Annotated in this window: 12 protein-coding genes; all 12 read right to left on the bottom strand. The window is 70.6% G+C overall.

Features of this window, described 5'->3' with window-relative positions:
- Positions 1-6: 6 nt before the first annotated feature.
- The 12 genes from AC07O4_RS02965 to AC07O4_RS03020 are packed head-to-tail and all read right to left on the bottom strand — an operon-like array spanning position 7 to position 23,345.
- Positions 7-960, bottom strand: coding sequence for a hypothetical protein (locus AC07O4_RS02965; protein WP_495303725.1), 954 nt, complete (start codon positions 958-960; stop codon positions 7-9).
- Complete coding sequence (locus AC07O4_RS02970; protein ID WP_495303726.1) at positions 957-2,048, bottom strand: glycosyltransferase; 1,092 nt, start codon at positions 2,046-2,048, stop codon at positions 957-959. Before AC07O4_RS02970 ends, AC07O4_RS02965 begins: the two co-directional genes overlap by 4 nt.
- Positions 2,049-2,068: 20 nt before the next feature.
- Entirely contained in the window at positions 2,069-3,382 is a 1,314-nt protein-coding gene (locus AC07O4_RS02975; RefSeq protein WP_070061041.1) for a hypothetical protein, read from the bottom strand.
- Positions 3,383-3,401: 19 nt separating this feature from the next.
- Positions 3,402-4,379 (bottom strand): GDP-L-fucose synthase family protein, encoded by a 978-nt coding sequence (locus AC07O4_RS02980; protein ID WP_139704932.1) that lies wholly within the window; start codon positions 4,377-4,379, stop codon positions 3,402-3,404.
- 37 nt (positions 4,380-4,416) lie between these two features.
- Positions 4,417-5,097, bottom strand: coding sequence for a sugar transferase (locus AC07O4_RS02985; RefSeq protein ID WP_487849448.1), 681 nt, complete (start codon positions 5,095-5,097; stop codon positions 4,417-4,419).
- On the bottom strand, positions 5,094-7,373 hold the full coding sequence (locus tag AC07O4_RS02990; protein WP_495303727.1) for a polysaccharide biosynthesis tyrosine autokinase: 2,280 nt from the start codon (positions 7,371-7,373) through the stop codon (positions 5,094-5,096). Before AC07O4_RS02990 ends, AC07O4_RS02985 begins: the two co-directional genes overlap by 4 nt.
- 43 nt (positions 7,374-7,416) lie before the next feature.
- Positions 7,417-8,595: a polysaccharide biosynthesis/export family protein gene (locus tag AC07O4_RS02995; RefSeq protein ID WP_495303728.1), complete on the bottom strand. Its 1,179-nt coding sequence runs from the start codon at positions 8,593-8,595 to the stop codon at positions 7,417-7,419.
- A 28-nt stretch (positions 8,596-8,623) separates the two neighbouring features.
- Positions 8,624-9,547 carry an alpha/beta hydrolase family protein gene (locus tag AC07O4_RS03000; protein ID WP_062473263.1) on the bottom strand — a complete coding sequence of 308 codons (924 nt, stop codon included), beginning with the start codon at positions 9,545-9,547 and terminating at the stop codon, positions 8,624-8,626.
- Positions 9,540-10,361 (bottom strand): serine aminopeptidase domain-containing protein, encoded by an 822-nt coding sequence (locus AC07O4_RS03005; protein ID WP_369629150.1) that lies wholly within the window; start codon positions 10,359-10,361, stop codon positions 9,540-9,542. The genes AC07O4_RS03000 and AC07O4_RS03005 overlap by 8 nt, the downstream gene beginning before the upstream one ends.
- A complete protein-coding gene (locus AC07O4_RS03010; protein WP_495303729.1) occupies positions 10,358-11,131 on the bottom strand; it encodes a 4'-phosphopantetheinyl transferase family protein in 774 nt (257 codons plus the stop codon). Before AC07O4_RS03010 ends, AC07O4_RS03005 begins: the two co-directional genes overlap by 4 nt.
- A gap of 2 nt (positions 11,132-11,133) precedes the next feature.
- A complete protein-coding gene (locus AC07O4_RS03015; protein ID WP_495303730.1) occupies positions 11,134-16,131 on the bottom strand; it encodes an amino acid adenylation domain-containing protein in 4,998 nt (1,665 codons plus the stop codon).
- Positions 16,128-23,345, bottom strand: a complete 7,218-nt coding sequence (locus AC07O4_RS03020; RefSeq protein WP_495303731.1) for an amino acid adenylation domain-containing protein — start codon at positions 23,343-23,345, stop codon at positions 16,128-16,130. Before AC07O4_RS03020 ends, AC07O4_RS03015 begins: the two co-directional genes overlap by 4 nt.
- Positions 23,346-24,329 lie beyond the last annotated feature (984 nt).

The following is a 24,329-nucleotide window of genomic DNA, read 5'->3' on the forward strand; positions in this document are numbered from 1 at the left end:
TACGGGTCAGGGCCGCGGCGCGGTGGCGCTGCGCACCAGCGCGACGTGGGCGGGAAGAAAGTGGAAGTCGGCGTCCAGCGGCATGTCGAGCGTGAGCATTCCGCCCCGGGCGCTCGCGTCGCCGATCCAGCTGCGCAGCTGCGCGGCCGAGAAGCGCGGCGCACTCGGCTGGGCCCAGGAGGCGCCCAGCGGTGTCAGCACATGCAACCGGAGTTCGGAGGGCGGCGAGGCCAGGCGTGCGGTGGGCTGCAGGTACTCGCCCGCCATGAGGTTCTGGCACGGCGCGCTCTTGAGGCTGAAGCGCGCCGCCCCCTCGCCGGCATTGAAGGCCAGCCACCGGGTGGGTGCGCCGCTGCGCGCGGCCGCGCAGAACCGGTCCCAGTCGCGCGTCGTCATGCCTGTCGTGTTGTAGACACCGTCGAACCACCAGCCCGTGGCGAGTGGGCCGTAGTGCTGCGACCAGCTGTCGATCACGGCCGACCAGGCCGCGATGAAGCGCTGCGGCGGTGGCTGCTGTTCGGAGACGTCGCCCAGGCATTCCATCAGGTAGGCATCCCCTTGCGGCGCGCGGAAGGGCAGGTAGAGGATCAGCGCGATGCCGTGGCGCCGCAGCGCGCGGCCGATCTCCATCGGCAGGTCGCGCGGCGAACGGTGCGCGGCGCTGCGCGGGCACAGTGCTTCGAGGGCGGCATTCGGTGCGATGAACTGGCCGTTGTTCTGCCCGAGCGTGAGGATGAGATGGCTGGCGCGCATCTCCGCGAGCGAGGCGGCGAAGGCGTCGACGTCGAAGCGCCCGATGCCGGCGATGGACTGCTTGTCGGGCAGGTAATGCACCATCACGCCGAAGCCCGGGACGCCCTGCGTTTCCGGCAGTGCGGCGGCGGTGGGCTGTGCCCAGCCGGTCAGCCCGAACGCCAGCACCGCGAGCGTGCGAAGCAGGGAGCGTGCGCGGTTCGTCATGGCGTGGCCCTCGCCAGCGACGCGTCGCCGCGCTTCAGCCTGAGGTAACTCGCGGCCACCGCGCCCGGCGTGCAGACCCGCGAGAGCGACCACGCGGGGCGCGTGCGCTGGTGCGCGGCCAGGTAGCGCTCGATGCCGCCGAGGCCGACGAATTCGTTGCCGATGAAGAACGCGTAGCCCGCGAAGAGCTCGCGGTGCACCGGAAGGTCCGAGAGCAGCAGCGGCACGCCCAGCGTGGCCGCCTCGGCGGCCGACAGGTTGAAGCCCTCGAAGGTGGACAGCGAGATGAAGGCCGTCGCGCCCCGGTACAGCCGCAGGAGTTCTTCCCGCGATACCAGCCCCCGGTGCCGCACGCAGCCGCGGAACGCGGGCGCCATGGCCGAGATCATGCGTTCGACCTCCTTGGCGCCGTTGCCGGTGATGTCGAGGTAGTCGACCAGGCCCTGGCGCTTCATGCGCACGAAGAGCTTCAGGATGCCCTCGAAGTTCTTGTGCGGGTAGTAGTGGTAGGCCGCGATCAGGTAGCGTCCGTCGGGTGCTGCCGTGCGGTCGGCGTTCGCGGCGACGGCGCCCGCATCCACGGGATTGAAGATCACCGCCGGGTGCTCGCAGCGCCTGAAGTGCCGCTCGAAATCTTCCTGGCTGCTGCGGCTGATGAAGACCACGTCGGCGGCGCTGCGTGCGACGCGGTGCAGGTTCCAGTCGAGCCAGAGGCGCTTGCGCGCGCTGAAGTACTGCGGGTACGACTTGTACTGCACGTCGTGCACCACCACGATCGAATCCCGATGGCGGCCGAAGGGCGCCAGCAGCGAGAAAGGCAGGAAGTAGTTCGGGAACAGCGAGTACACGCGCTCCCCGCGCAGCCACCCGCGCACCAGGTGGATGTTGTAGAGCAGCGTGTCGAGGATGAAGCGGCTGATCTTCAGCCGCCGTGCGGCCGCGTACAGGTGCGGATGGCGCTCGCTGATCGGCTGCACCTCGTGGCCCGGCGCGTCGCGCATGCTCTCGAGCAGCACCTCGGACACGTTCAGCACCCCGCCCGCCGACGCGTTGAGCCGGATCGTGTCGTAGAAGAGGTAGGTGGCCATGGTCGCTCCTGCGTGCGTTCTCATGCGGTCGGCAGGCTGGCGCGCGCCGGGCGGGGGGCCGGCCTGCGGAACCACGCCGCGAGGCTGCCGGCGACGACGGCCGCGACCAGCCCCGAGACCGCGAACGGTCCCCAGCCCAGGATCGGCCCGCGCAGGAACGGCACATAGGCCGCCAGCAGCACCAGCGCGCACAGGTAGCCGGCCGTCAGTGTGCGTTGCGGGTCGATGGCCTTGTCGACGAGGCGAAAGAGCGCCGAGACCGCGAAGCCCAGCAGGGCCGGGCCCGCCAGCCCGAAGTCGAAGTAGGCGGTGGTGAAGGGCGGCAGCGACAGGTTGCTCTGCGAGAAGTTGCCCAGCACCGCCGGCCAGCCGAGCGGGTCGTAGCCCGGGAACATCTTCAGTTCGCGCGGCAGGATGAAGGAGAAGGCCGAGAGCAGGTAGCGCCCGTAGCCGAGGTCGGGCGAGGGCGCGCGCTCCAGGATGCCCGCGACGACGAACATCGCGTCGAAGTCCTGGCTGAAGGGGTACGACGCCAGCTCCGCGCCCCACATGGCGTCCCGCGAGATCAGGTTCAGCACCGGCCCCAGGCCCGCGATGGCGCCGAAGATCACGGCGGCGAGCGTCCACCGGTGGCGCCGCCCCAGGGCGTGGATGAGCAGCGGCAGCAGCCCGATCAGGATGACCTGGCGCGCCGTGTTGACCGGGTTGGCGGCGATGGCGGCCAGCGCGAAGGCGAGGCCCGCGACGCACCAGGCCCACAGCGTGCGCTGGCGCGTGGCGTGGATCGCGAGCGCCACGCAGCACAGCAGCACCATGAGCTTGGGCAGCGTGGAATAGACGATGTACTGGACCGGCGCGGCCTCCTCTTCGGAAATCACGCCGCGCGCCGTGAAGTTCATGTCGGGGCGCAGGAAGAGCATGGCGAACGCCACCTCCAGGCAGGCCAACAGCAGGAAGGGGTGGGCGACGCCGGCACTGAGCGCGCGCTGCGCCGGCCGGGGCGTGGCGGGCGGCTCGGGCAGGCCCAGCCGGGCGGCTTCCACGCCGGCCATGTACAGCAGCACGAGCATCAGCCCCTGCGTGTGCGCGGCCTGGCCGACGATGCCGACCTCCCAGAAGTCGGTGTCGGTCGCGATCTGCATCGCCGGCGCCAGCGAGAAGTAGATGAGAACCGCCGTGTAGTGGATCAGCAGGAACACGCTGTCGCTGGCGGTGCCCAGCATCGACAGCTGCACCACCGTCAGCACGAACACCACCCCGTAGCCCCAGACAGGATCGATCAGCCCGCACAGCGCGGCGCAGACGATGCCGGACCAGAAGACGAGGGTTCTCATGGCGAGGTCCGTTTCTGCTTCAGGCGTGCTCGGCCTCTGCGGCGGTCCGGCGCGCCGTCTGGTAGTCCGCATAGGTGCGGCGCAGCCCTTCGGCCAGCGGCACCGTGGCGCGCCACCCGAAGCTGGCCGCGCGCGACACGTCCAGCAGCTTTCGCGGAGCGCCGTCGGGCTGGGCCAGGTCGTAGTGGATGCTGCCCTCGTAGCCCACGACCTCGCGGATGTGCTCCACCAGCTCGGCGATCGAGACGTCCTCGCCCGTGCCGAGGTTGATGTGGCCGCGCATCGGATCGGTGTGCTGGTCGTAGGCGGCGCGCGACAGGTTCATCACGTCCAGGCAGCCTTCGACCATGTCGTCCACGTACAGGAACTCGCGCCGCGCCCGGCCGCTGCCCCAGATCAGCACGCTCGGCGTGCGGCTGATCTTGGCCAGGTGAAAGCGCTGGATCAGCGCCGGCACCACGTGGCTGTTCTCCAGGTGGTAGTTGTCGCCGGGCCCGTAGAGGTTGCTCGGCATCACGCTGCGGAAGTCGACGCCGTGCGTGGCGCCGTACTGCCGGTTGTAGCTCTCGCACAGCTTGATGCCCGCGATCTTGGCGATCGCGTAGGGCTCGTTGGTGGGCTCGAGCTTGCCGGTGAGCAGGGCCTCTTCGCGGATCGGCTGCTCGGCCAGCCGCGGGTAGATGCAGCTCGAGCCGAGGAACAGCAGCCGCTTGACGCCGGCGAGAAAGGCCTGGTGCGTGAGGTTGGCCGCGATCAGCAGGTTCTCGTAGATGAACTGCGCGGGGTAGGTCATGTTGGCGTGGATGCCGCCGACCTTGGCCGCCGCCACGTAGACCTGGTCGATGCGCTCGGTCGCGAAGAAGCGCGCGACGGCGGCCTGGTCGAGCAGGTCGAGCTCGGCGTGGCTGCGCGTCACGACCTCGTGGCCGAGTTCGCCCAGGCGCCTCGTGAGCGTCTGGCCGACCATTCCGCGATGACCTGCAACATAGATTCGCATGGCGTTCTTTCAGTGAAGGGAGAGGGGGCTTCGGGTCTCAGCGCGAACCGCGCGCCCCGAGCACGACGCGGAAGGTCTTCAGCAGGATCACCACGTCGCGCAGCAGCGACAGCGTGGCGACGTACTCGGCGTCCATGGCCGCGCGGCGGCGGTAGCTCACCTCGTTGCGTCCGCTGATCTGCCACAGGCCCGTGATGCCCGGGCGCACGGCGCAGTAGTACGCCCAGTACGGGCCGTAGAGTTCCTTCTGCGCAAACATGCAGGGGCGCGGGCCGACCATGCTCATGTCGCCCTTGAGCACGTTCCAGAACTGCGGAAACTCGTCGATGCTGTAGCGGCGCAGGAAGGCGCCGAAGCGGGTGATCCGCGGGTCGTGCTCGAGCTTCTGGAACTTCTCCCATTCGCGCCGCGCCGCGTCGTTCTCGCGCAGGTGGCGGGCCAGCAGGGCATCGGCGTCGGGCGCCATGGTGCGGAACTTGTAGAAGCGGAAGATCCGCCCGTCGCGGCCGTAGCGCGGCTGCACGTAGATGGCCGGGCCGCCCGAGGTCAGCAGCACGCCGAGGGCGATCAGCGCGTAGGCCCAGCCCAGGAACAGGAAGAAGGCGCCCGCCAGGAGGATGTCCATGGTGCGCTTGGCGGCCTGCAGGAGCCGCGAGCCGCCCACCGGCACGGGGCGGGCGGCGGTGCGGTGCGGCGTGCGTGAAAGGTGCGTGCTCATGATGTCGCGCGCTCCGGTTCGGCGCGGGGGGTGTGCCCCAGCGCGGGCGGATAGATGTTCGGCGGCAGGCCGTAGGGCCCGTAGTCGTAGCCGTAGGCGTTGTGGCGTTGCCGCGCGTCCTGCGCGTTGAGCACCACGCCGTGGAACGCCGCGCCCACGTGCGCCAGCCGCTTCGCGCTCTCCACCAGGTCGCCCAGCTCGCTGTCGCCGGCGCGGGCCACGAGCATCAGGGTGCCCACGTCCGGTGACATCGCCACGGTCTCGGTCGCCAGCAGGATCGGCGGCGCATCGATGACCACGGCGTCGTACAGCGCCGAGAGGGTCTCCAGCAACCGCGTGAACGCAGTGGAACCCATCATCGTGGCCGGATCGAGCGGCAGCTTGCCGGTGGTGATCACGTCCAGGTGCGGCAGCACCTGCGCATGCACCGCTTGCGCGAGCGTGGCGGTGCCGGCGATCAGCTCCGACAGGCCGGTGGTCGCCTTGAGCCCGAACTGGCTCGCCAGCTTGCCGCGGCGCATGTCGGCGTCGATCAGCAGCACGCGCCTGCCGGAGGCCGCCAGCACGGCCGAGAAGTTCGCCGACAGGAAGGTCTTGCCCGCGCCCGGCGTGGCGCTGGTCAGCAGGATGCGGTTGTTCTGCGCGCCCGCCATCAGGAAGCCCAGCGCGGTGCGCAGCCTGCGCACGCCTTCGAGCGCCGGGTCGTCCGGGTGCGAGGCCGCCAGCAGCTTCACGCCGGGCTTGCCCTGGCGGATGGCGCGGTCGAGCGTGCCCTGCCGCGTGCTGAGTGCGATCGTGCTGTAGACGTTCAGGCCGGTGCGCATCTCGATCTCGTCGGGGGTGGCGACCGTGTTCTTGAGCACCTTGCGAAGCACCGACGTGACCGCGCCCAGGAACAGCCCCACGACCAGCGCCAGCGCCATCACGATCACCGCCTTGGGCCGCACCGGCTTCTCGGGCGACAGCGCCTGGTCGAGCACGCGCACGTTGCCGATGCGGCCTTCGCGGGCCAGGCGCATCTGCAGCGAGCTGTTCAAGAGCGACGAATAGAGCTCGGTGTTGACCTTGATGTCGCGCTGCATGCGCAGCGAGTTCTGCTGCAGCATCGGCATGCGGCGGATGCGGTTGTCCACGCCGCCCAGCTCCTTGCGCAACGAGGCGATCTGCGCGTCGAGCGTGATCAGCATCGGGTGCTGGCTGGTGAAGCGGCTCGCCAGGTCCAGGCGCTTCTGGCGCGCGTCGAGCAGCTTGGCCTGCAGGTCGACGTTCTGCGACAGCGCGTTGCGCGCCTCGTCGTCCAGGCTGATGGTTCCGTTCTGGTTGCGGTACTGGTTGTAGGCCTCTTCCGACTGTTCCAGCTGCTGCTTGAACTTGGGCAGCTCGGTGCCCAGGAAGTTCAGCGTGCGCTCGGCCTGCGCGGTCTTCTGGTCGATGTTCTGGCGCATGTACAGGCGCGCCACTTCGTTGAGCAGGTTCGCCAGATGCTCGCGATCGTCGGTCTGCCAGCTCACGTCGATCACGCTGGACTGCTTGCCTTTCTCGATCACGCGCAGCTCGCGCTGCAGCTCGAGCATGGTGAGCTGCGTGGAATGCCGCGTCAGCTCGAAGGCGCCGCCGGGCCGGGCGTCGATCGAGGCCACCAGCAGGTGGACCGTTCCGCCCGGCACCGAGCTGTCCTGCGGCTCGCCGACCCGGCCGTGCAGCGGGGTGTCGAGGTCGGGGTGGATCAGGGTGTAGGTGCCGTCCTTGCCGGCGGTCAGCAGGAACTTCTTGCCCTCGAGGGCCGGCGGCACGTCCATCTGCGCGACCGCGATCCGCTCGGTGCCCGACACATAGCCGCGCATGCCGAGGAAGCCCGGCCTGGACAGCGTCTTCGAATGCCGTGCGATGAAGGCGCCCACGACCGGGATGTAGTGCGGCCGTGCCTTGATGAACAGCTTGGTGTTCTCGATCGCCTGGCCGAGCACCATGCGCGACTTCAGGATCTCGGCCTCGCCCGAGGTCGGCGTCTTCACGCCCACGCCGTTGACCGCGGCATCGCCCGCGCCGCCGGGCGAGCGCTCGGCATCCTCGAGCTGGATCAGCACGTTCGCTTCGTACACGCGCGGCCCGAAGAGCGCGTAGCCCGCGCCCAGCACCAACACCGCGGCGGTGACCGAGGCGATCAGCCATCGGTTGTCCAGCATCAGGTCGACGTATTCCTTGAACCGCGAGTGCGGGCGCTCGGGTTCCGGGCTGTACGGTGCGGGAAGCGGGGGGTACCAACGCGCATTCATGGGCTTCACCTTCTTTGTCGTGTTCGGGCCGGGGCTGCGCGGCCTACCTGCTGCGGGCGGTGTCGCGCGCGAGGTTGATCACCTGGGCGGCGGGAAGGATCAGGTTGGCGACCCGGTTCCACGAGACCAGCGGCACGCGGTCGACATAGACGACGTCGCGCGGCCGCAGCTCGAAGCGGTCGGCCAGCGCGAGCGCGGCCGGGTTCTTCGCGTTCAGGCTGAAGATCTGCGGCGTGTCGGGCGTCTGCGGCGAGTTGCGGATCACGTAGATCTGCCCGGGGTCGGCCGTGAGCAGGTCGGGCCCGCCCGCATCGCCGAGGGCCTCGTTCAGGCTCATGCGGCCGTTGCGCATCAGCAGTGCCGAGGGCCGCAGGATCTCGCCCATCACGTAGATGCGGCTGTCGTCGCGGCTGCCGACGTACACGATGTCGCCGTTGCGCAGCGGGATGTTGTTGGCGTCGGCGCCGAAGCGCTTGAGCTGCATCAGGTCGATGACCACCGTGCGGTCGCCGCGCGTGAGCGTCACATGCGAACGGTCGCCCCCGGCGGTGATGCTGCCTGCCCGGTTGAGCGCCTCGGACAGCGTCATCGGGATGTCCGTGAAGATCTGCAGCCCGGGCGTTCGGACCTCGCCCTCGACATAGGCGCGCTGGCTGCGGAACGACTGGATGCGCACGCTCACCAGCGGTGCCTTGATGATGCTGCCGATGCGCTTGGCGATCAGCTCGGACGCACCGCTTTCCGTGAGGCCCTGCAGCCGGGTGCGGCCGATGTAGGGAAAGCTGATCTCGCCCGCGGCATCGACGATGAAGCCCGGTGCCACGGTGACGCCGGTCGGGTCGCTCTGCTGCGCGATCACCGCGCCCAGGTTGGGCTGCAGCTCGGGGTTGTTGTAGACGGTGATGCCCACCACGTCCCCCGGCCCGATGGTGTAGGGCGCGGGCCGGCCGAACAGCGCCTTCACCTCGGGCGGGATGCCCGTGTTGCCGGCGAGCTGCGCGCGGACCAGCTCCGGCGTGATGGCCGCGATCCGGCCGCCGGCCGTGCCGTCGGCCGACTGCAGCGGGCCTGGCGTGCCGAAGCCGGGTGCGCAGCCGCACAAGCCGAGCGACAGCAGAAGCGCCATGGCGCGCGACCGGAAGCGGCCACCGGGAAGGGCGCGGGCGCCCTCGGTGGCGAGGAGGCGCTCGCCGCGCGGGTTCGCTGGGGTTGCGGATGTCATGGCAATCTCCTTGGCTTCGGTTGTTGTTTCAGGGCGCGGCGAGCGTGGCCGGAATCGCGCGCGGGGTACCTGTCGCCGGACGGTCCTGCCGCTGCGGGCTGCCGGTGGCCAGACAGTGCTCGACGACCCAGTCGCCGACGGACTGCAGGAAGAGCTGCTGGCCCTTCACCGTGCAGACGGTGTGGTCCACGTCCCGCATGAACTCGTACTGCAGGCCCTGCATGAACGGTTCGCGGCGCAGGGCGCCGAGCTGGTCGCGGTCGCGGTCGCAGACATGCAGCGATCCCGAATACAGCAGCTGCACCGCCACCTCGCGTTCGACCAGCCGCTTCATCGTGGCTTCGAACCAGATCGCATTGACGTTGGGCGGCCGCCGGTCCACGAAGTAGCCCGGCAGCGGCTTGCCCACCGTGCTGCCCGGCAGATGGCGCAGCACCCAGCGCCGCGCCTTGCCGGGGAACGACGGGTGCAGCGGCGCCGCGAGCGCGCGGCGCACCGTGAGCTCCCAGCGCGTGCGCCGCTGGGGGAAGGCAAAGCCGTCGAACAGCGAGAGCGCCACCATGCGCGCGTCCACCGCGGCGGCCGACATGGCGTGCTCCACGCCCGAGCACATGGCCACGGTCGCGAACTGGCCGATGCCCTGCATGCGCTGCACGAGGTCCATGGCGGCCTGCAGGCTGTGCACCGCGCGCGTCTGCAGGTCGGGCCCGGTGTCCAGCGCCTCGCTGTCGCCGATGCCGCCCAGGTCGAAGCGCAGGCTGCCCACGCCGCGCGCGGCCAGCAGGTGCGCCAGCTTCACGTTGATGCGGCGCGGCCCGACGCGGTGGTTCGCGCCCATGTTGAACATCAGGCAGGCGACGGGGGCCGGCACGCGCTGCGCGGGGAGGGTGAGCATGCCCATCAGTGCGTTGCCGGGGCCGAAGCACACCGGGGTCTGCGTCATGTCATTCATGGATGGCTCCCTGCAGGCGGTTGAGCGCATCGGCCGGCACCATCGCGCTGTGGGGAAAGGGGTCGGACGTCCAGTCCAGCGGGTGGCTCAGGTAGGCCAGGCGCACCGGCATGTGGCGCGACTGCTGCTCGGCCGCCCATTGCGCGGTGGACGTGTCGTCGGGCGGGGCCAGCACCAGGGTGTCGTGCAGGGCCGTGAGCGGCAGGGACTGCGGCGTGAGGGCGCGCAGCTGCGCCTGCAGCGCCGGCGAGAGACGCACGCCCAGCGCCTCCTCGGGCAGCGCATCCGGTTCCCGCGCGAGGCTGCGGCGCCAGGACAGGTCGGGAATGCAGAAGGTCGTGTCGATCGCCTCGACGTGGCGTTCGCGCAGCAGGCGCGCGTAGCCAGGCCCGTCGATCACCGGCTCCCAGAGCACCAGCCGCGCCGGGTCGCAGCGTCCGTTGCGCGCGGCCAGCACGGCCAGGGTGGCGCCCAGGCGCGCGCCGATCCACACGATGGCGGCATGGGGTGCGTGCCGCCGCAGCTCCTCGTGCGCCGCGCACAGGTCGCGGCGCCAGCCGTCGAGCTCGCCCTCGCTCTCGTCGCCCGGCGAGTCGCCGGAGCCGTAGAAGTCGAAGCGCAGCGTGGCGATGCCGGCGCGCGCGAGGCGTTCGGCCAGCACCTTGAAGAAGCGGTGGGTGCGCAGGCCCTCCTGGCCGAAGGGCGGGCACAGGAGCACGGCGGTGGGCTCGCCCCGGTGGTCGTCGGCGGCGTGGAACGCGCCGAAGACCTGGCGCGAGGCCGGCCCGAACATGAGGGGCGTGAAGAGGGTCATGCGACCCCCCCTGCGCATCGCGCCTCGCTCATGCCCTTGCGCGGATTCAGGGGGCGCATGCGGCGGCCTTCGGGGTCGGCCTGCGAGGGCCGGGCGCGGGCTTCGGTATGGCGCCATTCGGCGAGCGAGCCCACGCTGTCCGCCCGCGCGGGCGCGGGCCCCAGCGCCAGCACCAGGATGCGTCCGGCCACCGGCAGCTCGACGCTGCGGCTGTCCGGTGCCAGGCCCACGTCGAAGCTCTGCGGCGACACCAGCAGGCCCACGCCGATGGCCTTCAGGCAGGCTTCCTTGCGGGTCCAGCAGGTCAGGAAGGCCTGGTCGCGTTCGTGCGCGGGCAGGGCGGCCAGCGCCTCCTGTTCGCGCCGCGTGAAATGCGCCGCCGCCAGGTCGGCCGCGTCCGGCATCGGGCGCAGCAGTTCGACGTCGGCGCCCAGCGGGCCGCGACCGCCGATGGCGATCAATGCCAGGCCCTGGCTGTGGCTCAGCGAGAACTGGGTGCGCGGATGCCCCGCCAGCGACGGCTTGCCGAAGGCGCCGGTGGCCAGCGTCAGTGCGTCGGGCGCCAGGCCCGTGTACGCGCACAGCGCCTGGCGCAGCGCGACATGGGCCGCCACGAAGCGCTGCCGGTCGACGGGAAAGCGCAGGTTCTCGGCGCGTGCGCGCTCTTCCTCCGACAGGACCTGCGCGGGCAGGGTGTCGGTGAAGTTGTCCAGCTCGACGTACCGGCAGACCGGTGCGTCGATGGACAGTGCGTTGGCGGCGCCGGTCATGGTCACCCCTTGCGCAGCCAGCTGCCGAGTGCGCCGAGCAGCCCGCCGCGCTGTGCATGCGCGGCCGTGCCGGCGGCCAGGTCGGCGAGGTCCGAGGGCACGCCGTGCGGCGTGCCGTGCGCCGAGGACGCGATCTGCCCGAGGTTCTCGAACAGGTAGCGGCGCGGCTCCACGCGGTGCCCCAGCGTCTGCGCCGCCTGCTGCACGGCGCGCAGCACCAGCAGCGAGTCGCCGCCGAGGTCGAAGAAGTTGTCGCTGGCGCGGATCTCGTCGACGTCGATGCCGATCACGTCGGCCCAGATCTGGGCCAGCTGGGCGTGCTCGGGGCTGAGCAGTCCGCGCTTCGCCTCGCGCGCGTCGCCGTTGAGGGGATCGGCCGGCGCACTCTTGTCCGCCTCGTCGGCCACCAGCTTGCGCAGATAGCGTGCGCTGGCCGAGCCTTCGGCGCTGGCGATCTCGGCGAGCGTGGCATTGGGGTGGTCGGCGACGCGGGCCAGCACCTCGAGATAACGCTCGCGCAGCTGGGCGCCGGTCTCGCGCAGGTACACGTCGGCGTTGTAGAGCAGCGCGCCTTCCAGGCCGTGCGGCTTGTCCATCAGCCACACGCCGACGTCGTCGGTGGCGCCGTGCTGCATCACGTGCACCTGGCGGGTCTGCAGGCTGCCGACGGTGCGCGCGCGTTCGCGGGCGTCCTGGAACGAGAACATCGCCTGGTAGGGCCCCGAGGCCTTGATCTGCCCCGCATAGCCGGGCTCGGCCATCAGGCGCTCGAACGGCACCTGCTGGTGGTTCATCATCGACAGCAGCTCCTGCTTCACGTAGCGCATGAAGTCGGGCAGCGGCAGCGCCATGTCGACCGCGAGCGAGACCGGCAGCACGTTGTTGAAGAAGCCCATGACGTCTTCCGTCTCGGCCTGCTGGCGCCCGCGCACCGGGTTCGCGATGACGATGGCGTCGTTGCCGGTCGCCTGGGCCATGGTCAGCGCGTAGATGCCGAAGGTCAGCATGCTGAGCGTCACGTCCATGTCGCGCGCCACCTCGCGCAGCCGCTGCGTGCTCTGCAGGTCGATGTGGATCCAGTGCGCGCCGCCCTGGCCGCTCTTGCCCGCGCGGCGCGGCATGTCGGTGCGGGGCGGGCGCACGGCCCTGGCGCTTGCGAGCCGGCCGCGCCAGAACGCGAGCTGCTCCTCGCAGGCGGGCTCGGTCAGCCATTTCTCGAGCCACTCGGCATAGTCGCCATGGGTGGTGGCGAGCGCGGGCAGGTTGTGCGGGCGGCCGCGTTCGGCGGCGTCGTAGAACGCGCCCAGTTCGCGCTGCATCAGGTCGAAGGACCAGCCGTCCCAGATCAGGTGATGCGGCACGAACAGGAAGACGTGTTCGTTGTCGTCGAGCTGGAACAGGGTCGCGCGCATCATCGGCGCGCTGTGGATGTCGAGCGGCCGGTCGGCCAGCTCCTGCATCTGCTCGACCAGCTCGGCCTCGCGCTGGTCAGCGGGCAGGCCGCGCAGGTCGACCAGCGGCAAGGCGAACTCCACCGACTCCGCGATCGATTGAATGGGCCGCCCCGTGTCCTCGTCGAAGCCGATGCGCGTGCGCAGCGACGGCTGGCGGCGGATCATTTCGCGCAGCGCACCTTCGAAGCGCGCGGCGTCGAGCTTGCCGGTGAGCCGCTGGGCCGAGGGCGCGTTGTAGACCGAACGGCCCGTGTACAGCTGCTCCATGAAGCGGATGCGTTCCTGCGAAGGCGTGAGCGGTGCGCTGCGGCGATCGGGGTGGCAGGCAATCGGCGCCTGCAGGCCGACGCCCGCGCCCTGCAGGGCCTCGATGACCGCGGTCAGCTTCTCGGCCGTGGGCGCTTCGAACAGCGCGCGCAGCGGCAGCGTGACCTGGAACTCGCGGCTCAGCAGCGTGGTGAGCCGCGCGGCCAGCAGCGAGTGGCCGCCCATGGTGAAGAAGTTGTCGTGCATGTCCAGGCCCGGCAGGCTCAGCACCTTCTCCATGACCGCGAGCACCTTGCGCTCGTGCGCGTTGCGCGGACCCGCGCCGCGCCGCACTTCGTTGCGCGCCACCGCCTGCGGCGGCGGCAGCGAGACGCGGTCGACCTTGCCGTTGGCCAGCGTGGGCAGGGCATCGAGCGTCACCACGTGCTGCGGCAGCATGAAGGCCGGCAGGTGCTTGCGCAGGTGCACCATCAGCGCATCGAGGTCGAAGCCGCCCTCGGGCGCCAGCGCCAGGTAGGCCACCAGGCGCACGTCGCCGGGGTTGTCCTCGCGGGCCACGACCACGCTGCGCGAGACACCGGCCACTTCGCAGCAGCGCACCTCGATCTCGCCGGGCTCGATGCGGTAGCCGCGCACCTTGACCTGGAAGTCGAGCCGGCCGAGGTGGTCGAGCAGCCCGTCGTTGCGCCAGCGGCCGCGGTCGCCGGAGCGGTAGACCTTCTTCGTGGCGCCGAAGATGCGCACCGTGACGAAGCGCTCGGCGGTCAGCGCGGGGCGGTCGAGGTAGCCCAGCGAGACGCCTTCGCCCGCGATGCAGATTTCGCCGGGCACGCCGATCGGGCAGGGCTGCAGGTCGGCATCGAGGATCCAGATCTCGGTGTTGTCGACGGGCCTGCCGATCGAGATGCCGCGCGAGGCGATCTCTTCGGGACGCACATGCCAGGCCGTGGAGTACACCGTCGTCTCGGTCGGGCCGTAGCCGTTCCACAGGCCTTCCATGCGCTCGCACAGCGCCAGCGCCATGCTCGGGCGCAGCGCCTCGCCGCCGGTCCAGCCGCGGAAACCGGGCGTGCCGCCGGCCCACTGGGCATCGAGCAGCAGCTGCCACATGCCGGGCGTGGCCTGCAGCAGCGTGATCTGTTCGTCGTCGAGCGCCTGCGACAGGCGGTTGCCGTCCATGGCGACCTCTCGCTGCACCATCACGAGTTCGGCGCCCGCCGCCAGCGGCAGCAGCAGGTCGGGCACGGCCATGTCGAACGACAGCGTGGTGACGGCGGCGATGCGATCGGACGGGCCGATGCCCGATTCGCGCTGCATCCACTGCAGCAGGTGCGCCACGCCCCGGTGGTGCGCGATGACGCCCTTGGGCAGGCCGGTCGAGCCGGAGGTGTAGATCACATAGGCCGCGTCTTCGGAGCCCGGGTCGTCGCTGCTCGGCGGCAGCGCGTCGCCCGAGAGCTGGCGCCAGGCGGTGTCGCGATCGATCTCGAAGACGCGCTGGTCGGCGTCGGCGCGCCAGTCGCGCGGCGCCACCGCGATGTCGGACGAGGTCAGCATCAGGCTGAGGGTGGCGTCGCTGGCGTAGTGGTCCAGCCGCGCCTGCGGAAATGAGGTGTCCATCGGCACGTAGGACGCCCCCGCCTTGAGGATGCCCAGCATGGCGACGACCATCTCCAGGCTGCGTTCCAGGCACAGCCCCACGCGCTGGCCGCGGCCCACGCCGCGCGCGCGCAATGCACGCGCCAGGCGGTTGGACAGCGCGTCGAGCTCGCCGTAGCTGCAGCTGCGCGCGCCGTCGCGCACCGCCGGGCGGTGCGGCTGCTGCGGCACGCGCGCCACGAAGCCGGCATGCGCCAGCGGCGCGCCGCGCAGCGGCACGCGTGCGGGCTGCAGCGCCAGCAGCGCACGCGCGGCACCGGCGGACAGCACGTCGAGCCCGCCGATGGTGTCGTCGGTCTTGTGCGCGGCCGACTGCAGCACGCACTCGAACATGTCGAGCCAGCGCTGCACGCTCACGTCGTCGAACAGGTCGGTGTTGTATTGCGCCTCGACCTGCAGGCTGCCGGCGTGCGGGCGCAGGTTCACGAAGAGTTCGAAGTTCTCGTAGCGCCGGGCGATGGTGTCCTGCACCACGTCGAGCGTGGTGAAGGCCTGCGCGCTGCTCGCCACGTCGGGGTCGACATTGAAGGTCACGCTCACCAGCGGCAGCCGGCTCGGGTCGCGCTCGAGCGACAGCTGGCCCAGCAGCGCGCCGTAGGTCAGGGCCTGGTGATCGAACGCGTCGAGCACGGCGGTGCTGCATTCGTCCATCAGCGCGTCGAAGCGCATGGCCGGGTGCGCGGCGATGCGCAGCGGCAGCAGGTTCACGCAATGGCCGACCAGGCCGGGCACGTCGTGCGCGAGCTGGCCCGAGGTCGGGATGCCGACGACGATGTCTTCCTGGCCCGTGAGGCGGTGCAGCGTCGCCACGAAGCCGCTGAGCAGGCCCGTGAACAGGCTGACGCCGGCCTTGGTGCTCGCGATGCGCACGGCGCCCACCACGCGCCGGTCGAGCAGGCGCTCGGCGCGGCGCGAGTTGAAGGTGCGCGCGGCCGGGCGGGGGCGGTCCAGCGGCAGGTCGAGCACGGGCTGCGTGTTGCCGGCAAAGCGCTCCAGCCAGTAGTCGATGTGCGCCTGCATGTCGGGGCTCGCGGCCGCGACGGCTTCCTCGGTGGCGAAGTCCGCGAAGAGCGGCGCGGCCTTGAGCTTGAGCCCGATGCCGGTTTCCTCGGCATAGAGGTGGCCCAGCTGCTCGGTGATGACCGCCCACGACCAGCCGTCGCAGACCACGTGGTGCGCGGACATCACGAGCTCGTGCTCGTCATCGCCCAGGCGGTACAGCACCGCCCGGAACAGCGGTCCGTGTTCGAGCGAGAACGGCGTGCAGACCGCCTCGTCGTGGGCCGCGTGCAGCGCCTGCGCGAGGGCTTCGGGCGCGAGCCCGCCCAGGTCGTGGCGGACCAGGTGGTTCCCGGCCGGCGGGCTGACCAGCATGAAGGTGCCGTCCGGCGAGATGGTGGCGCGCAGCGCCTGGTGGCGTTCGAGCAGCCGGTCGGTGGCGCGCGCCAAGGCGTCGCCGTCCAGCGCGCCGCGCAGGCGCAGCACGACCGACTCGTTGTAGGCCATCGAGGCCTCGGGGCTCAGCGTGGCGCCGAGCCAGATTTCGCGCTGCGACTCGGTGGTCGCAATGATGCATTCGACGAGGCCACCGCTCGCGGTGGGCTTGAGTGCGGCGTTCATGCTGCGGCCTTTCCGTTGATGAGGAGGCGCTCGTGCGAGGCGGCGTCTTCGGGTACGTACCAGTACGGCTGGCCGTCGCTGTCGCGGGCCAGCACGCTGCCGTCCTCGACGGGCTTGCGCGCGTCGAAGCGGGTGGGGGCGGGAGCGCGGCGCGGAAGGAAGCCGGATTCCTGCATCTCGGCGACCGATTCCTTGAAGGCGCGCTGCAGGAAGGCGATGTCCTCGGCGCTGTGCGCGCTCGTGAGGAAGCACGGGAAGTTGTCCAGGATGTGCACGCCGCGGCTGCGCATCATGGCGAACAGCAGGTCCTGCAGCGGCTGGTCTTCGAGCCAGCTCACGCGCCACAGCGACGCGAAATGGCGGATCTCGATCGGCGCGCCGACCTCCTGGCACCAGCCCGAGAGCTCCGTGGCCATGGCGGTCGTGCTCGCGTTGAGCCCGGCCTGCAGCGCGGGCCCGGCCTCCTTCAGGTGCGTGAGCGAGGCCTTGGCCGCGGCGAGCGCGAGCGGGTGGCGCACGAAGGTGCCGGCGAAGTAGGTCACGCCCACGCCCGGGATCGAGTCGTCGCCGTACTGCCAGGCGCCGCCGTCGAGCGCATCCATGAACTCGCGCTTGCCGGCGATCACGCCGACCGGAAAACCGCCGCCGATCACCTTGCCGTAGGTGGCCAGGTCGGCGCGCACGCCGAACAGTTCCTGCGCACCGCCCAGCGCGCTGCGAAAGCCGGTGATGACCTCGTCGAAGATGAGGCAGCAGCCGTTCTTCGCGGTGACGTCGCGCACGTCGTGCAGGAACTCGCGCGGCTGGAAGTCGGGGCGGCGGCTTTGCACCGGCTCGACCAGCACGGCCGCCAGGTCCGCGGCGTTGTCGCGGATGAAGGCCAGCGCCTCGGGCGTGCCGTAGTCGAGCACGCGGATGTCGCCGAACATGCCGCTCATCACGCCGGGCGCGGCCGACAGGCCCTTGCCGCCCTTGCCGGCGCGCACCAGCACTTCGTCGAAGGTGCCGTGGTAGGAGCCCGTGAAGGCCACCACCGTGCTGCGCCCGGTGACGGTGCGCGCGATGCGCAGCGCCGCCATCACGGCCTCGGAGCCGGTGTTGCACAGGCCGGCGCGCTCGCTGCCCGTGAGTTCGCAGATGAGGCGCGTCACGTCGGCCGCGAGCGGATGCTGCGGCCCGATCTCGTAGCCCGCATCGAGCTGGGCCCGCACGGCGTCCTGCACGAAGTCGGGTTGCCAGCCGAACAGGTTCAGCCCGAAGCCGTTGAGCGCGTCGACGTACTCGTTGCCGTCGAGGTCCCACAGCCTGGAACCCTTGGAGCGCTCGATCACGATCTGGTAGGTGATCTCCTTGGTCAGCGGACGGAAGCCGTTGACCACGCGCGGGTCCGCCATGTGGGCGCGGTTGTCCTCGGTGAAGCGCTTGCTTTTTGGCGTGCGCTCGACATAGCGCCGCACGAAGGTCGCCAGCCGCGCCTTCTGCCGCGCGCTGGGTTCGGCGGTGCGCTGGGTGTGGATGCGGGCGATGGCGCCGAAGGCCTTGTTGACGTCGTAGCGAAGCGGGGCTTCGGCGGGCGGCTGCGGCTGCGCGGCGGGTGCGGCCTCGGCCGACACGGGCATCGCTGCCACCGCCACTGGCGCGGCGGCGCCGGACAGGAGCGCGAGCTGCTGGCGCATCAGCTCCATCTGCTGCGCGATCACCTGGTTCAGCAGGCCGGTGGGCTGCGCAAGCCCTTGCGGTGGCGTTGGCATCGACACCTGCACGGCGGATGCCGCAGGCATGGAGGGCATGGCGGGCGTGGGGGGCGCGGCCACCGGCTCGGCCTCGGGCGGCAGGCTCTGCAGCAGGTACGCGGCCAGCGCGTCGAAGCTGCGGTAGTTCTCCATCAGCTGCCGGAAGCTCAGCTCGACCTTGAAGCGTTTCTTGATCTGCGTGGCGGCCTGGGTCAGCGTGAGCGAGTCCATCCCGATCTCGCCGAACGGGGCCTGGCCCTCGGCCTGGGCCATGTCGATGCCCGAGATGTCTTCGAACAGGGCCCGCAATCGGCTGTCGACCGACGCCGCGCGCGACGCCTCGGGCGGCGGGGAAGAAGGCAGAGGAAGGTCAGGCGAGGGCGCTGCAGCGGTCACGATCGGCTCCAATGAAACAGGCAGGACGGGCGCCAGGGCGGGCGACACCGGCGCGGCGGGCGCGATGTCGACCCAGAGGCGCTTGCGTTCGAACGGGTAGGTGGGCAGGCACACGCGCCGGGCGCCGGCGCGCGGTGCCAGCAGGGCGAGATCGACCTCGGCGCCGCAGGTCCACAGGCGCGCGGCGGCCAGGCGCAGGGTCCGGGTCTCGTCGGCCGGCTCGCCGTGCAGCAGCGACACCGCCACGGCGCCGGCCTTCGAGGCCGGGGCCAGGCCCGGCAGGCGGTGCTGGCGCACCAGCGCGGCCAGCGTGTTGCGGGGACCGACCTCCACGAACACCGGATGGGTGGCGTCGTCCGCCGCGCTTTGCAGGGCGGGCGAGAAGCGCACGGTGCCGCGCAGGTGCTGCGCCCAGTAGGTCGGGCTGGTGGCCTGTGCGTCTTCGAGCAGGCGACCGGTGAACGTGGAGTAGAGGGGGATCTGCGGTGCGTGCAGCGCCACCTGGCTCACGAGCGCCTCGAAGGGCGCCACCGCGGCGTCCATCATGGCGGAGTGAAACGCGTGCGAGGTCTGCAGCAGCCGGCAGGCGACGCCCTCGGCTTCGAGCGCGGCCTGGAGTTCGGCGATGGCCTCGGTGGGGCCGGCGGCCACGCAGGCGCCGGGTGCGTTCTCCGCGGCGAGCGAGACCTGGGGCGAGGACGCGAGCCGCGAGGCCAATGCGTCCGCGCCCAGGCGCACCGACAGCATCGTTCCTGCGGGCTGTGCCTGCATGAGCGCGCCGCGGCGGGCAATGAGCCGGGCGGCATCTTCCAGGCGCATCACGCCGGCGATCACGGCCGCGACGAATTCGCCGACGCTGTGGCCGATCAGCGCGTGCGGACGCAGGCCCAGCGACAGCAGCCGCCGTGCGAGCGCGTACTCGAGCGTGAAGAGCGCGGGCTGCGTGACGGCCGTCGGCGCGAGCGCCTGCGGGTCGTCTGCGAACAGGCGCTCGCGCAGGTCGAAGTCCAGCGCGCCCTCGAAGGCGCGCAGGCAGTTGTCGAACGCGGCCGCGAACACCGGGTCGCCCGCATGCAGCGCGCGGCCCATGCCCGGGTACTGCGCGCCCTGGCCCGGGAACATCAGCACGGGCTGCGGCGCGCGCTCGGCGATCCGGTCGCTCACGCGCCACGCCGTGTTCTCCGAGCGCAAGGCCTCGATGGCCTGCGCCGCATCGCCGGCCACCACGGCGCGGCGGAAGGCATGGGCCTTGCGGCCGACGCACAGGGTGAACGCCGCGTCGGCCAGGCAAAGCTCGGGCTGTTCCTCCAGGTGCGTTGCCAGCTGCTGCGTCGCGACCGCGAGCGCGGCCTCCGAGCGGGCCGACAGCGCCAGCACATGGACGCCCGGCTGCGTGGTGCGCGCCTGCCGCGCCGGCGCTTCCTCGAGCACGACGTGTGCGTTGGTGCCCCCGACACCGAAGGAGCTGACGCCCGCGCGGCGCGGCAGCGCGGCCCGCGGCCACGGCTGCAGCTGGTTGCTGACGTGGAACGGCGTGCGCGCGAAGTCGATCGCCGGGTTCGGTGCCGTGAAGTGCGCGGTGGGCGGAATCAGTTCGTGGTGCAGCGACAGCGCCGTCTTGATGAGGCCGGCGGCACCCGCGGCCGTGACCATGTGGCCCACGTTGCTCTTGAGCGAGCCCAGCGTGCAGTAGCCCCGCGCGTCGGTGTGTTCGGCGTACGCGACGGCCAGCGCTTCGACCTCGACCGGGTCGCCCATCGGCGTGGCGGTGCCGTGCGCTTCCACGTAGGAAATGCTGCGCGCGTCCACGTCCGCCGCGGCCAGCGCGGCGCGGATCACGGCCGCCTGGCCGTCCACGCTGGGCGCGGTGAAGCTGGCCTTGGCGCCGCCATCGTTGTTGACGCAGGCGCTGCGCAGCACGGCATAGACGGTGTCGCCGTCGGCCTGCGCGTCGGACAGCCGCTTGAGCAGCACCACGGCGGCGCCGTCGCTGAACACGGTGCCCTTGGCCTGCGCGTCGAAGCTGCGCGTGTGGCCGTCGGGCGAGAGCATCGAGCCCTCGTTGTAGAGGTAGCCGCTGCGCGGCGGGCAGGTGACCGAGGCGCCGCCCGCCAGCGCCATGTAGCACTGGCCCGTGCGCAGCGCGTGGAAGGCCTGGGCCACCGCGACCAGCGAGGTCGAGCACGCGGTGTTGACGCTCACCGCCGGCCCGCGCAGGTTGAGCCGGTTGGCCACGCGGGTGGTGATGTAGTCCTTCTCGTTGGCCAGCATCACCTGGAACTCGCCGACGGCCTCCACGAGGTCGGGCCGCGAGGCGACGTGGCGCTGGAAGTAGGTCGCGTTGTACGTGCCCGCATACACGCCCACCGGGCCCGGCGCTTCGTCGGGCACGTAGCCCGCGCGCTCCAGGCACTCCCAGCAGATCTCGAGGAACACGCGGTGCTGCGGGTCCATGAGCGCGGCTTCCTTCGGGCCGATGCCGAAGAAGGCGGCATCGAAGCCCTCGATGCCGTCGATCACGCCGCGTGCCCGCACGTAGGCCGGGTCGCGGCGCAGCGACTCGCTGACGCCGGCGTCCAGGCTGGCGTCGTCGAAGAAGCTGATGGTGTCGCGCCCGGCGACGAGGTTGTCCCAGAACTGCTCCACATCGCCCGCGCCGGGGAAGCGACCGGCGGTGGCGATGAGAGCGATGGGCTCGGGGACGCTGGCGGCGTCCTCGCGCACGGGCACGGGTTGTGGCGCCTGCGGCGCCTCGCCAGCGGACTGCAGTTGCGCCGCGATGGCGCCCGGCGTCGGGTGGCGGAAGAAGAGGTTGGTCGACAGCGGCGGCGCGCCTTCGCGCTGCAGGTCCGCCAGCACCTGCAGCACCAGCAGCGAGCTGCCGCCCAGGTCGAAGAAGTTGTCGTGACGCCCGGCCTTGTCGATGCCCAGGGCGCGTGCGAAGGCGTCGCACACCTGCTGCTCGAGCGCGTCGCGCGCGGCCTCGAAAGGCTGCGCGAGTTCGGGGCGCTGGGCGGCCGGCTCGGGCAGGGCGTTGCGGTCGAGCTTGCCGTTGGGCGTGACGGGGAGTTGCGCAAGCCACACCTGCGCCGACGGAAGCATCACCGCGGGCAGGCGGGCCGCCAGGTGCGCGCGCAGCGTGTCCCACGCCAGCTTCTGCGTGCGTGCGACCAGGTACGCGACCAGGCGCAGCTGGCCGTCGCGACCGGGCCGCGCGACCACCGCGCAAGACTGCACCGCGGGGTGCGCGAGGATGGCCGCCTCGACCTCGCCGGTCTCGATGCGGTGGCCGTGGATCTTGACCTGGCCGTCGATGCGGCCGATGAATTCGAGGGTGCCGTCGGGGAGCCAGCGGGCAAGGTCGCCGGTGCGGTAGAGCCGCTCGCCCGGCGCGCCGAAGGGGTCGGGCACGAAGCGCGCGGCCGTGAGTTCGGGCTGCCCCAGGTAACCGCGCGCCAGGCCGTGTCCGCCGATGCACAGCTCGCCCACGAGTCCGCTGGGCAGCAGCTCGAGCGTCGGGCTCAGCACGCGCAGCACGGTGTCCTTGATCGGGCGCCCGAGCGGTACCGAGCGCGGGCCCGCTGCGATCGCGGCGCGCTCGATGCGATGGGTCGCCGCGAAGGTCGTGCACTCGGTCGGCCCGTAGCCGTTGCTGAGCGTGAGCCCGGGGAGTGCGTCGAGCGCGCGCCGCACATGGGGTACCGACAGCGCTTCGCCGCCCGTGAACAGGTGCGCCAGGCCCGCGAGATGCTGCGGATCGCCGTCGACCACGGCGTTGAAGAGCGAGGCCGTGAGCCAGGCGGTGTGGACCTCGTGGCGGGCGATGGTGCGTGCGAGGCCGGCGCCGGTGGGTACCCGTTCGCCGTGGATCACGCAGCGCCCGCCGTTGAGCAACGGCCCCCAGACTTCGAGCGTCGAGGCGTCGAAGGCAAGCGGCGCCGCGTGCAGCATCGCGCGCCCGGGTGCCAGTTCGATGTAGTCGACATCGACGACGAGCCGAAGGATGGCGCGATGGCTGATCTCGATGCCCTTGGGTACGCCGGTCGAGCCCGAGGTGTACATGAGGTACGCCAGCGATTCGCCGTCGAAGGCCGGCGGCGTCCACGGCGTGGGGGCCGCGCTGTCTTCGGGCGCGTCGATCCGCACGGCGGTGCAGTGGGCCGGCACGAGAGAGGCCAGTGCCTCGATCGTCACGACCCGGGTCACGCCGGCCTGGTCGAACATCGTGGCGACGCGTTCGGGCGGAAAGTCGGTGGGTACCGGCACGTAGGCCGCGCCCGCCTTGAGGATGCCGAGCATGGCGACGATGGCGGCCATCGAGCGCTCGAACACCATCCCGACGGGGTCGCCTGCCTGCACGCCCGACTGCTGCAGGCGCTGTGCGAGCCGGTCGCTGCGCGCGTCGAGCTCGGCGTAGGTCATCGTTTCGTCGCCTTCCACCAGCGCCACCGCGTCGGGCGTGGCCGCGGCCCGGCGGCCGAACACGGCGGGCACGGTGAGCGACAGGTCGGGCGCGGCGGGCGGCGTGGCCCATGCGGCGAGCTGGTCGCGGCGGTCGGTGTCGGGCAGGGCGCGGATGTTGTGGAGCGCCGCACCGGGATGCGCCAGCAGATCGGCGGCGGTGTCGGCGATGGCTGCGAGCAGGCGGCTGGCGCAGGGCGCGTCCATCAGGCTCGCGTCGACGTCCAGATGCAGGCTGGCGGGGAGTTCTGTCCGGGCTTCGAGCCGCAGGGGTGACTGGGTGTCGGCGGTGTGCGGCGTGGCCCGCCGGTCGAGGTCGAGCTGGGTCAGCCACGCGCTGGCGGTGCCGGGCAGCGACGTCGGCATGCCGTGAGACCCCGGCAGGGCCGCGCCCAGCCAGCGCGATTGCAGCAGCAGCCAGGCACCCACGAAGAGCGTGTCCGGCAGGTACCCCGTGGTGCCCAGCGACGCGAGCCAGCGCTGCGCGAACCCGGCGTCGAGGGCCAGCGAGACGCCGAGCCGTTCGCCTGCCGCCGTGCGCGCGGGCGGCGACACGAACAGATCGCCCAGCGCGGCCAGCGAGGCCACGGCGGCCTCCGGCGACGAAGCAATGTGGGTTTCCATGCAATTACCCGGCTGCAGACTGTGAATGGAAAATTCAATTGAAGGAATCGAATTGATTTCAATTGGATTTGGTTCTTGGTTTGTCGCGATCCTATGAACTTGGTGAGCCTTCTGTTTGTCTCTTTTCTCCATGTTTACATTTTGATATAAATATTTCCGAATCGAACTACCTAAGCCATGACATTTGAGGTACCAAGGCCATTTGTAGTGGGCGTTTTGTCACCCCTGTAGGAAGCCATGATGGAACGTCGATTCAAAAAAATGGCCATTCTTCTTCGCTATGTCTGCAGACCTGCGAGTCTGAGTTTCGGCATCAATTTGATGAAAATTTCTAAAGTCAGACAAGTTTTGACGATTGACAAGAAACTTTTCGCGAACTGAGGCAGTTGGAAGGAATCGGCATTCGAGCGTTGAGCACTCAGAATGGGGTAGATATTTTTCTTCCGTGGAATGGATTTTTGTCTTTTGGGTAATTCGAGGGTGAATTTGAAAATTCTCAAAGGGCCTAAAAGATCTAATGAAAAATGTTACTTGTCATCTGATTTTTGGTGCCTGGGTTGCAATTTTTCGTGATTCTTGGCGATCATTGAAATTCAAATGATGTCCATTGTTTTAATGAAATAGAGAGCAATGGGGGTCGAGGTACTTTCCCCTCTGTCAGCGCGCGGAGCGCGGGGATGCATTGCGACAATCGCCGGCAAATTTCGGAAAGACGGTCGCGCCATGGGTACCGGCATTGATCCCGGTTGATTTCCGTCGCGCCGGCGGGAAGGCCTGAGCCGGGTCGGGGCATCGACGCAGCGGGCCCGTCATTTCGTCCGCAATTCACCGTCGGACCGCGGCGCGAGTGCTTTACGGGCACGGGTTTTTCAGGCCGGACGGACGGCGTTTTTCTCGACGCGACCGGCGGATCGTGGGGGCCGCGCCAGGTACCCGGTCCCAGGCAGGCGCTTTGTCACGCTCGCATGCACGCCGGGCAGGGCG

It is taken from the genome of Variovorax sp. GW821-FHT09D04 (assembly GCF_059416405.1).

What these genes read in the sequence shown, in the direction of transcription:
- AC07O4_RS03015 (WP_495303730.1), bottom strand. Translation starts at nt 16,131, where the DNA reads ATGAACGCCGCACTCAAGCCCACCGCGAGCGGTGGCCTCGTCGAATGC.
- AC07O4_RS02990 (WP_495303727.1), bottom strand. Translation starts at nt 7,373, where the DNA reads ATGAATGCGCGTTGGTACCCCCCGCTTCCCGCACCGTACAGCCCGGAA.
- AC07O4_RS02965 (WP_495303725.1), bottom strand. Translation starts at nt 960, where the DNA reads ATGACGAACCGCGCACGCTCCCTGCTTCGCACGCTCGCGGTGCTGGCG.
- AC07O4_RS03005 (WP_369629150.1), bottom strand. Translation starts at nt 10,361, where the DNA reads ATGACCCTCTTCACGCCCCTCATGTTCGGGCCGGCCTCGCGCCAGGTC.
- AC07O4_RS03020 (WP_495303731.1), bottom strand. Translation starts at nt 23,345, where the DNA reads ATGGAAACCCACATTGCTTCGTCGCCGGAGGCCGCCGTGGCCTCGCTG.
- AC07O4_RS02975 (WP_070061041.1), bottom strand. Translation starts at nt 3,382, where the DNA reads ATGAGAACCCTCGTCTTCTGGTCCGGCATCGTCTGCGCCGCGCTGTGC.
- AC07O4_RS02980 (WP_139704932.1), bottom strand. Translation starts at nt 4,379, where the DNA reads ATGCGAATCTATGTTGCAGGTCATCGCGGAATGGTCGGCCAGACGCTC.
- AC07O4_RS02985 (WP_487849448.1), bottom strand. Translation starts at nt 5,097, where the DNA reads ATGAGCACGCACCTTTCACGCACGCCGCACCGCACCGCCGCCCGCCCC.
- AC07O4_RS03010 (WP_495303729.1), bottom strand. Translation starts at nt 11,131, where the DNA reads ATGACCGGCGCCGCCAACGCACTGTCCATCGACGCACCGGTCTGCCGG.
- AC07O4_RS02995 (WP_495303728.1), bottom strand. Translation starts at nt 8,595, where the DNA reads ATGACATCCGCAACCCCAGCGAACCCGCGCGGCGAGCGCCTCCTCGCC.
- AC07O4_RS03000 (WP_062473263.1), bottom strand. Translation starts at nt 9,547, where the DNA reads ATGAATGACATGACGCAGACCCCGGTGTGCTTCGGCCCCGGCAACGCA.
- AC07O4_RS02970 (WP_495303726.1), bottom strand. Translation starts at nt 2,048, where the DNA reads ATGGCCACCTACCTCTTCTACGACACGATCCGGCTCAACGCGTCGGCG.